We start from the raw sequence: 6,471 nt of genomic DNA on the forward strand, positions 1-6,471 counted from the left end.
TAATCTGCACAGATTGAAGATAACTGAATACCTTCAGCATCATGATTAATAAGAGAATTAGCGAGGTTTATCAAGTGATTTTTTGCAGCTCTCACGGCTTATAGCAACTACTGATAAATAGGAAAATCATCACAAATCTTTTTAACTTTATTTTTCACCATTCTCTCAACATCTGCGCTATTTCCATTAATTAATCCTTGAATCACTTCATTTATTAGGTCAGCTATTTCTTTAAAATTCTCTGCCTTAAGTCCACGTGTTGTCTCAGCAGCAGTGCCAAAACGTAGTCCTGAAGTAATAGTCGGTCTTTCCATGTCAAATGGTACAGAGTTTTTATTGCAGGTAATACCAGCCCTTTCAAGGCTATCTACAACGCCTTTTCCAGTCAATTTTTGCGGTCTTAAGTCAACTAGTACTATATGAGAGTCAGTGCCACCGGTTATAACGCTCAGCCCATGCTTTTGCAACGCTTGAGCTAGCACTTTCGCATTCTCCACAACTCTTTTGATATAGGCTTTAAACTCTGGCGCCAATGCCTCTTTAAATGCAACAGCTTTTGCAGCTATCACATGCATAAGCGGCCCACCTTGTAACCCCGGGAAAATTGCGGATTGAACTTTTTTATGTAGTGCTTCATCATTTGTTATTACCACTCCACCGCGAGGACCACGCAGAGTTTTGTGAGTCGTGGAAGTTATAATATGCGCATATTTAGCAGGGGACGGATATTCACCCGTTGCAATAAGTCCAGCATAATGAGCAATATCTGCAAGTAAATATGCACTAACTTTATCTGCAATCTCGCGAAAGCGTTTGAAATCCATTCTTCTTGGGTAAGCAGAAGCACCAGCTATGATCAATTTTGGCTTATGTTCGAGTGCTAGCCTTTCCACTTTGTCCATATCAAGCAGACAGGTACCTTTGTCAACTGCATATTGAATCGATTTAAACCACTTACCAGAAAGGTTCGGTGCCGCACCATGAGTTAAATGTCCTCCACAACTTATTGATAACCCAAGTATTGTATCTCCTGGAGTAAGTAGTGAAGCAAATACCGCTTGGTTTGCTTGAGAACCAGAGTGAGGCTGAACGTTTGCAAATCTAACATCAAACAGCTTACAGAGTCTTTCTATAGCCAAATTCTCAACTTCATCCACATACTCACAACCACAGTAATACCTTTTGCCTATATAACCTTCTGCATATTTATTAGTCAGAAAAGAACCTTGTGCTTCCATTACCGCTTCACTTGCAAAATTCTCTGATGCAATCAGTTGCAATTGCGATTTTTGACGCTGCAACTCTCTCTCTATAGATTGATAAATCTCATCATCAAGAAACTTTAAACTATTTTTAGAGTCACAGATTCTCTCTGAAACACTTGTCATAGGTAAAACTCCACTTCAATCTAATAATACCAAAATACCATAAGCAATTTCAAGACCTTTTCTTTAACCAAAAGAACCAAAAAGCAGCCAAAAGTAGACATATAGGAATGATTGATATCGCTTTTATCAGCAGCTCAGAACCATATACAGGATTTCCTTGTATTACTGTTCTATCCCAACATAAATCTACTATTTTTGCGATTACAGTGTGAAAAAAATAGCCGAAAACCATAACTATCATGTTCGACACAGCTGTAGTCAGGCCTACCAAGCTATTGTCCACATAACTTATTGCTTTATAAATGGTAACCACTTGGTATCCAGATGCAAAGCCGATAATAAGAAGTGCAGGCAGTACAACATATAGACCGCCAGCTTGTGCAAAAAGCAAGAGAAAACTAGCAATCATTGCAAGAGAACATGCAATAATTGCTTCATAGTGCCTATTTGGATGCCTCTCCAGGAAGTAAGCTAAAAAGAACGACCCAGCTCCCATGCCTATAAACATGAGAGAAGAAAGCAAGGACGCTAGATCTCCGGTCATTTGATATACTTCACATAAGAATGCCTTTGCCCAACCATCAGCAAAACCCTCTAACGGACCAACCATTAAGCCACTAAAAAAGCTGATTAGAATGATATGCTTGTTGAAAAGCACAGTTCTTAAATCTTGAAATACATTGCTACTTACATTCTTCTCTGTACTATTGTTTGGTGTTATGAAGAATAGCAGCAGAGCAAGTAAACAACCAAACGTTGAGAAAGCGTATATAACATAATCCCAACCAAACTTATTGAACAAAAAATCCAGGGGTAGTCCGCCATAAATAGCTCCCAGCAATCCTATTATTATAGATAAACTGGCCATTCTTGCTGATTTTTTCTGTGAAAAATATATGCTTGCAATTTTGAAGATTCCAATTGCTGAAGCAGATGATCCAACTCCAACAATTATCCTACTAAGTATTAAGTAATACCACTCATCAAAGCATATGAGTGGTAATGTTCCAACAAACGTTAAAACAATACATGTAGGCAAAACAAATTTTGGTCCGAACCTATCAAGGGCAAGACCAACAGGTATGTGAGCAAATGTGTAGCCTATATAGTATAGCCCACCAAATTGACCAATATCCGTAATGCTTATGTTAAACTTTGTTATTAATTCAGGTGCGATTATGTTTGGGATTACGCGTAATACATACTGGTATGCGTAGAATAGCGATGCTAATAACCATATTAAAAAACTTCTCTGTAGCATCAACTTCACCTCAAACTTAGAATTATAGGTACTTTATTTACAAAGAACAATATTTTTATAAACACTTAGTTTAATTTACCGAAATTTAACAGAGCTAAATTCATAGCAAATAATTAATTATACATCAACTAAATTTTTGGTGTTAGCTGCTTAAACGGAAAAAGGTATTTTAAAAGAGATTTTTTATCTTATTTATGATTTTTCTACCATTTTCACTACTAGTTTACGGATAAGATATATTAAAAAATTACATTACAGATGATAAGAACATTTATGATTTTGCCCTTATTTACCTTTATCTTAAGCTTTACTTTTGTTATAAGATCCATTTTATTTATGTTTTTACTCTGCAGTGAAAATTATATCTAAAATAATACAATTTTTAGTAAAGTTTGGCTTCAGAAACGTTTCAGTTAACTCAATATTGACCTTTCTGCGTGTAAAGTATTAGATGTAAAGTCAAAGTAAGCCATGAGTATAAGCATAGCAGATAACATGCTGCAAAATTATATAACAGAAATATATTGAACAAACACTTGCCGCACACGTAGGTAATAGATACGGCAAACCTTTATAAGGAATTTTTGAGTGGCATAGAAGAAATAATAAATTTACTGTCAATCAAGCAAAACACTATGACAAAAGTTTAGAAGATCTACATAACGACCCAAGATTTAATAAGGAACTTATTCAAGCTTATGCTAAACATCAGGTATTGGAATTCCTAAACACTCATCCAAAAAAGAAAGAGATTGTTGCAGAATTCAACAATGAACATTATATCAATGAAAGCGATTTAAAAAACTCTAGAGGAAGGAAAAGATTTAGTAGATAAAATAAATAATACCAATTTAATTTAACAAAACGAGGAAAGTGAAGAACTAAACATTGGAAAGATACTTGCCAAGTCAGTAAAGCCTTTTTCCAAATAAAAGAATCCGAAATAACTCAGGTAAACATCTTCGACATTATAAAATAGGCATTCATGAACCGTTTATTTTACCTCAATTTTTAGCATATATATTCTTACATCTGGTGTTCAATTATTTATTTGGTAAACACTTTCAAGCCTATAGTGCCTATCACCATTAAAATAATGAAAAATGAACACCCAAAATTTACTGGATCATTAAAAAAGCTATTCCCATTGTTGCTGCACCTATAGAACCCGCGCCAGTCCAAACCGCATAATACGTGCCAAGGGGGGGAATGAATTTCATTGCTACCGATAACTAGTAAAGACTTACAGGAGTACAAACCAAAAATTATTATTACAGGTAAAATGCGAGTAGAACTACTGCCGTATTTTAGTGCTGTAGTCCATACTATTTCAAATAGACTAGCTAACAACAAATACGTTCAAGCTATACACTAACTCCACTTCACTGACACGTGAGGATATTATACATGAAGGTGTAAAAAAGTTAACTTAACATTTTACACGCTTTAATAATGCTGTTACACCCAATCTCCAGTTGTTCCTGAGAGGTTGCATAAGAAATTCTAATAAAATTCTTCAGGCCAAACGCAATTCCCGGTATCACAGCAACCAGATGATCTTCCAGCAAGTATTCAGCAAAATCAAGATCGTTATTTATTACTTTACCGCTCTTTGTGCTTTTGCCCAACAAATTTTTACACGAGACAAACAAATAGAACGCACCTTGCGGAATGGACGCTAATAACCCTGGAGCAGAATTTAGCTTTTCTATTACAAAATCCCTACGACTTTTAAAGATTCCCATTCTTTCCTTCAAAAAGCTATGATCACCGTTCAATGCCTCAACTGCTGCTGCTTGCGCTATCGAATTTGGGTTAGAAGTGCTCTGAGACTGTAATGTGGAAATAGCTTTCACTACATCACTTCTACCTGCAATATAACCTATTCTCCAGCCTGTCATTGCATAAGCTTTTGACACTCCATTGACCACAAAAACTCTATTGTAAAGTTTCGGTTCAACCTGAGCTATGGTGAAGAACTTCCCGTCATATATTATATGTTCGTAAATGTCATCTGTAACAATATTTACATGTGGATATTCAAGCAATACTTGTGCTATGCCTTCCAACTCACTGTATGTATATACAACCCCTGCTGGATTATTTGGTGAGTTGAGAATCAACCACTTAGTTTTTTTGGTCACCTTGCTCTTCAACAATTCCGGTGTCAGTTTTAAGCCTTGCCCACACTCTATCACAACTGGCAAGCCACCAAAAAGGCTTACCATATCAACATACGAGACCCAATAAGGAGCAGGGATTATAGCTTCATCTCCAGGGTTAACTGTTGCCATAAATAAGTTAAATAATACCTGTTTAGCACCAGCACCAACACAAACCTGGCTAAGTGCATACTCAAGATTATTATCCCTTTTTAATTTGCTGATTATTGCCTCTTTAAGTTCACGTGTTCCATCTACAGCAGTATACTTAGTTCTACCTTCATCTATCGCTTGAATGGCCACTTTTTTTATGTGATTCGGAGTATCAAAATCTGGTTCTCCCGTGGCTAAAACACAGATTTTTTTTCCTTCATCTTTTAACCTATTTGCCTTATCGGTTACAGCAATTGTAGGTGATGGCTTTATCAGGAGCATTCTTTCTGCAAGGTCTGACATAATTTTACTAGAGCTAAACTCAAATAATAAGCCTTGTACAACAAAAAAGCTAGGAATTTTGTTACTGACTCTTCACTAGGTCCACTAGCGCAGCAATGTTCTCAATCGGAGTATTAGGAAGCACCCCATGCCCAAGATTAAATATGAAAGGTAAATCTCTAAAGCAATCTATTATGCGCTTCGTTTCTTTAATTGCTTCTATTTTATTGTAGGCTAAAAGGCTAGGATTAAGATTTCCTTGCAAGGGAATTTTTAGGTTTTCTTTTGCCCATTCTATTGGAACGTTATAGTCTATACTCACCGCGGACACACCCGTTTTTTCACAATAATCTTTGTAAAGGCTTCCAGCAGACTTCGGGAAACCTATTATCGGGAAATCAGGAAACTCGCCTTTTATTGCTGAAACAATTTTCTTTGTTGGCTTGATAACACACTCCTCAAATAGTTCTCCTGAGAGTACACCAGCATTACTGTCAAATAACTGAATAACATCTGCTCCAAACTCTATTTGCTTAACCAGATAGGAAATTGTCACTTCCGTTATCTGTTCAATTACCCGCTCTAAACTCGAGGGATGTAGGTTTAACACCTTAGAAAAGGTTTTGCTGCTTCTGCCCTCTATTATATATGAAGCTACCGTCCATGGCCCTCCAGCAAATCCTATAAGAGACTTTTCTTCTGGCAATTGGTCTCTAACCTTTCTTATAGCATTTAGGATCGGTAGGGTCTTAGTTTCAATTTTCTGTGGATTTCTCAATTCTTTGAAATTTTTTATAGGTTTTATCACCGGACCTACACCGCGTACGAAGTCTACATCGCAACCTAGAACATCAGCCACTATCAAAATATCTGAAAAAATTATTGCTGCGTCCATGCCGAATCTTGCCAATGGCTGCAATGTTAACTCTACCACCAGGTCTGTGTTGTAGCATATTTCCATAAAACTGCTTATGTCCTTTACTGCCCTGCGGTACTCAGGAAGAGACCTGCCAGCCTGCCGCATTAGCCAGATAGGTATTCTTCTGCCCTGCTTTCCCTCCTTTATAGTCTTTGATACTAATGCCTTACCACTCTTTATTCTAGCCAATTTACTCTCCCCTTTTATATATTAAAGTATAGTAATAGTAATAGTAGTTTTGTCAATAACTTGTCATTAACTTAAAACTTAGCTAAGATTCTTGTTACTTAACTTGTGAATAAATAT

At 36.5% G+C, this 6,471-nt stretch carries 5 protein-coding genes; all 5 read right to left on the minus strand.

Annotated features, from left to right (window positions below; translation table 11 throughout):
• Nucleotides 1-107 precede the first annotated feature (107 nt).
• The gene (glyA, locus tag CCY16_RS03205) at nt 108-1,388 is read right to left on the minus strand and encodes a serine hydroxymethyltransferase (protein ID WP_088414907.1); all 1,281 of its coding nucleotides are present in this window, start codon (nt 1,386-1,388) and stop codon (nt 108-110) included.
• A gap of 49 nt (nt 1,389-1,437) precedes the next feature.
• Nucleotides 1,438-2,649: an MFS transporter gene (locus tag CCY16_RS03210; RefSeq protein ID WP_088414909.1), complete on the minus strand. Its 1,212-nt coding sequence runs from the start codon at nt 2,647-2,649 to the stop codon at nt 1,438-1,440.
• A 1,118-nt stretch (nt 2,650-3,767) separates the two neighbouring features.
• On the minus strand, nt 3,768-3,869 hold the full coding sequence (locus CCY16_RS06245) for a hypothetical protein (protein ID WP_245800752.1): 102 nt from the start codon (nt 3,867-3,869) through the stop codon (nt 3,768-3,770).
• Between the two features lie 204 nt (nt 3,870-4,073).
• Nucleotides 4,074-5,267, minus strand: coding sequence for a pyridoxal phosphate-dependent aminotransferase (locus CCY16_RS03225; protein ID WP_088414910.1), 1,194 nt, complete (start codon nt 5,265-5,267; stop codon nt 4,074-4,076).
• A gap of 61 nt (nt 5,268-5,328) precedes the next feature.
• Nucleotides 5,329-6,345: a uroporphyrinogen decarboxylase gene (gene hemE / locus CCY16_RS03230; RefSeq protein ID WP_088414912.1), complete on the minus strand. Its 1,017-nt coding sequence runs from the start codon at nt 6,343-6,345 to the stop codon at nt 5,329-5,331.
• Nucleotides 6,346-6,471 lie beyond the last annotated feature (126 nt).

The sequence above is a fragment of the Wolbachia endosymbiont of Wuchereria bancrofti genome, from assembly GCF_002204235.2.
Classification (GTDB): Bacteria; Pseudomonadota; Alphaproteobacteria; order Rickettsiales; family Anaplasmataceae; genus Wolbachia.

Coding starts and splice junctions, on each gene's coding strand:
- CCY16_RS03225 (WP_088414910.1), bottom strand. CDS start 5,267: ATGTCAGACCTTGCAGAAAGAATGCTCCTGATAAAGCCATCACCTACA.
- CCY16_RS06245 (WP_245800752.1), bottom strand. CDS start 3,869: ATGAAATTCATTCCCCCCCTTGGCACGTATTATGCGGTTTGGACTGGC.
- glyA (WP_088414907.1), bottom strand. CDS start 1,388: ATGACAAGTGTTTCAGAGAGAATCTGTGACTCTAAAAATAGTTTAAAG.
- CCY16_RS03210 (WP_088414909.1), bottom strand. CDS start 2,649: ATGCTACAGAGAAGTTTTTTAATATGGTTATTAGCATCGCTATTCTAC.